The following is a 3,145-nucleotide window of genomic DNA, read 5'->3' as shown; positions in this document are numbered from 1 at the left end:
ACGGTGAACAGCGCGACGCCGRCCATGAAGACGCGGCGCCGCCCGAGCCGGTCGCCGAGCGCGCCGCCGGCCAGCAGCAGCGACGCGAGGAACAGCGCATAGGCCTCGACGATCCACTGCAGCTGCGCCGCGCTGGCGTTCAACTCGCGCTGGATCGCGGGCAGCGCGACGTTGACGATGCTGCCGTCGATGAAGGCCATCCCCGAGCCGAGGATCGCGGCGGCGAGCGTCCAGCGCTGGCCGCTGGCCGGCGCGCCGGCGCAGGGCGCGCCATGCAGGATGGCGACCTTGTCGCAGGGGGTCTGGCCGGCAGGGTTCATGGTGGAGGGTTTGCGTTGATTCTGCCGGCTCAGAGAGATTCCGACGAAAGCAAGGCATTTGGCGCCGGCCAGATCACTCCACGGGAATCTCGACGACCTTGAGTCCGAGATGAGTCTCGAACGGATCGAAGTCGCGATCGGCGTGCAACAGGTGCATGCCATCCTCGATGCAGCGGGTTGCGATCAGCGTATCGATCGTCTTGCGGACCGTGACGCCGAGCGTACGGAGCTTCCGGAAGTTCTGGGCCGCCTGAATTGCGACATCGCGTCTGCAGATGTCGATCACGGTGAATGCCGCCAGTACTTTCCTGGCGGCCTTGAAATCAGCGTCTGTGCGGAATCCTTGCAGGACCTCGGCCAGCATCAGATCGCCGACTGCAATTTTCTCGCTGTTCAGTAGCGCATCGAGGGTCCGTGCTGCAGGTGTCGGCGCGCCGCGAAAGTAGTCGATCCAGACGCTGGAGTCGACGAGGATCACTTGTCGGTCCTCATCGCGTCGAGGTCACCCTCCCACTGGAGCTTCCCCCTGAATTGCCGCGCCTGCGCCTGGCGATTCAGCTGCAGCAGGGTCTGCAGCGCCAGCTCGACGACTTCGCGCTTCGTTTTCGCGCCGCTCACTCGCAGCGCGTCCCGCATGAGCTTGTCGTCGATCACGATGTTCGTACGCATGGTGTGTACCTCGGGACAGATTCGTACACATTCTATGCTCGGCGCGCAGAAGGTCCGGCTGCGCCTGACGCTCAGGGCGTCGCCGTGCGCGGCTGCAGCCGGTCCACTGCATTCCATGCGTAGCGTCCACGCTGCCCGACAATCGCCCGCATGACGCCGATCCGCTGCCTGCTCGCCCTCGCCACCCTGCTCATCGTGACCGCGAGCGTCGCGCAGCCGGCCCGCCCTGCCGCGGCGAACCTCGTGCTGGTGCTGCAGCCGCCCGACCGCGCGTTCCCGCTGGCCCTCGTGCGGGCTGGCATGTTCTCGCCGTTCGAGCTGACCGCGGAGTCGCTGCAGCCGGGCCAGCGCGTGCAGCTTCACCGGGCCGGTGCGCGCATCGGCGAGGCGCGCGTGGACCATCTGCAGATCGAGGAGCGGCAGGCCTGTTCGGAAGGCAGCCATGCGGTGCTGACGCCACCCCTGACGGGCGCGAGCGACGCAACGGCGCTGGTGACGACACGCCCGCTGAAGGATCCCGGCGTCGAGCGCGCAACCGCCGCCACCGAGGCCGATCGGCTCGCCGCCCGTGACGTCGCACGCACCATCCTGGCGCGCCACCAGGTACCCGCGGCGGCGCTGGCCGACACGCTCGCGGCCTTGCGCGTGTCCGCGCTGCGCATCGAGCGCGGCGGCCAGCCGGTCCTCGTCGTGTCGTCGCACATCGAGAACCAGGACAACGTGCAGACGCTGTTCTTCGTCGCCGAGCGCAATGCCCAGGGCGCCTATGCCGCCACCCATGAAGAGTTCTTCCGCGGCGGTGCCGGCGCGTCGGCACTGATGGAGATGGATTTCGTCGACCACGCCGACCTCGACGACGACGGCATCGCCGAGCTGGTCTACGCCTACGCCGGCTACGAGTGGTCGGGCTACGGCGTGCTGAAGCGCGCGGCCGCCGGGGGCTGGACGGCCGTGCATGCGCAGGCGATCGGCGGCTGCTGAAACGGTGTTGTCGGTCGCGCCCCCGGCGTGTACTGTTCGGGCTCCAACAGATCGACCCCAGGAGGAACCCATGGTCTACGGTCTCACGCCGCTCGGCGTCATCCACACGCTCATCTCCCTCATCGCGGTCGCGGCCGGCCTGGTCGCGCTGTTCCGCGACAAGCGCATCGTCGCGACGAACACCACCGGCCGCATCTACGTCTGGGCGACGGTGCTGACCTGCCTCACCGGCTTCGGCATCTTCCAGCACGGCGGCTTCGGCAAGCCGCACGTGCTGGGCATCGTGACGCTGGTGGTGCTCGGTGTCGCGGCACTCGCCGGCCGGCGCAGGCTGTTCGGCGGCGCGTCGCCGTACGTCGAGACCGTCGGCTACTCGTTGACGTTCTTCTTCCACATGATCCCCGGCGTCACCGAGACGACGACGCGGCTGCCGCTGGGCAAGCCGCTGCTGCCGAATGCCGATGCACCCGAACTGCAGGCCGTCGCCGGCGCGCTGTTCCTGGTGTTCCTGATCGGCGCCACCTGGCAGTGCCTGCAGCTGCGCTCGCGCAGCCGCCCGGGCCTCGCCTCGGCGTCACCCGCGGCCTGACCCGCCGATGACCCTGCAGCGCGCCCCGGCCTCGCACCTCAGCATCACCGTCAACGACGTGGCGCGCGTCGCCGGTGTCTCGGCGATGACGGTGTCGCGCGTGCTGAACCGGCCCGAGAACGTGCCGGCCGCCACGGTCGAGAAGGTGCGCGCCGCGGTGGCGCAGACCGGCTACGTGCCGAACCGCGCGGCCGGCGCGCTGCGCTCGAGCCGCAGCCGGCTGGTGGCGGCGGTGGTGCCGACGCTGTCGGGGCCGATGTTCCTCGAGACGCTGGAGGCGCTGACCGCCGGCCTCGCTGCGCGCGGCTACCAGCTGATGGTGGGGCAGAGCGGCTACAGCGAAGCGCGCGAGGACGAACTGCTGGCCGACATCATCGGCCGCCGCCCCGACGGCATCGTGCTGACCGGCGTGCTGCACACCGCGCAGGGCCGGCAGCGCCTGCTGGCCTCGGGCATCCCGATCGTCGAGACCTGGGACCTGATCCCCGACCCGATCGACGTGCTGGTCGGCTTCTCGCACGAGGCGGTGGGGCGTGCGGTGGCCGGCTACTTCGCAGGGCGCGGGCGCCGGCACCTGGCGGTGATC

The 3,145-nt window shown here is 69.8% G+C and carries 6 protein-coding genes; 3 read left to right on the top strand and 3 right to left on the bottom strand.

Annotated features, from left to right (window positions below):
* The 3 genes from AC1D01_RS27290 to AC1D01_RS27280 all read right to left on the bottom strand — a co-directional run.
* Positions 1-320: MFS transporter (locus tag AC1D01_RS27290; RefSeq protein ID WP_477871970.1), on the bottom strand; the 320-nt coding region annotated here is incomplete at its 3' end.
* Positions 321-393: 73 nt separating this feature from the next.
* Positions 394-798, bottom strand: coding sequence for a type II toxin-antitoxin system VapC family toxin (gene vapC / locus AC1D01_RS27285; protein WP_477871968.1), 405 nt, complete (start codon positions 796-798; stop codon positions 394-396).
* The gene (locus AC1D01_RS27280; RefSeq protein WP_477871966.1) at positions 795-989 is read right to left on the bottom strand and encodes a type II toxin-antitoxin system VapB family antitoxin; all 195 of its coding nucleotides are present in this window, start codon (positions 987-989) and stop codon (positions 795-797) included. The genes vapC and AC1D01_RS27280 overlap by 4 nt, the downstream gene beginning before the upstream one ends.
* Before the next feature lie 150 nt (positions 990-1,139).
* On the opposite strand from AC1D01_RS27280, the gene AC1D01_RS27275 reads away from it, so the two are divergent.
* The 3 genes from AC1D01_RS27275 to AC1D01_RS27265 form a co-directional block, all read left to right on the top strand.
* On the top strand, positions 1,140-1,970 hold the full coding sequence (locus AC1D01_RS27275; protein WP_477871964.1) for a hypothetical protein: 831 nt from the start codon (positions 1,140-1,142) through the stop codon (positions 1,968-1,970).
* A 70-nt stretch (positions 1,971-2,040) separates the two neighbouring features.
* Entirely contained in the window at positions 2,041-2,559 is a 519-nt protein-coding gene (locus tag AC1D01_RS27270) for a DUF2306 domain-containing protein (RefSeq protein ID WP_477871962.1), read from the top strand.
* Between the two features lie 7 nt (positions 2,560-2,566).
* A partial coding sequence (locus tag AC1D01_RS27265) for a LacI family DNA-binding transcriptional regulator (RefSeq protein ID WP_477871960.1) occupies positions 2,567-3,145 on the top strand: 579 nt, incomplete at its 3' end.

It is taken from the genome of Rhizobacter sp. P3_B12 (assembly GCF_056402895.1).
This window is presented reverse-complemented; position numbering and strand designations above follow the sequence as displayed.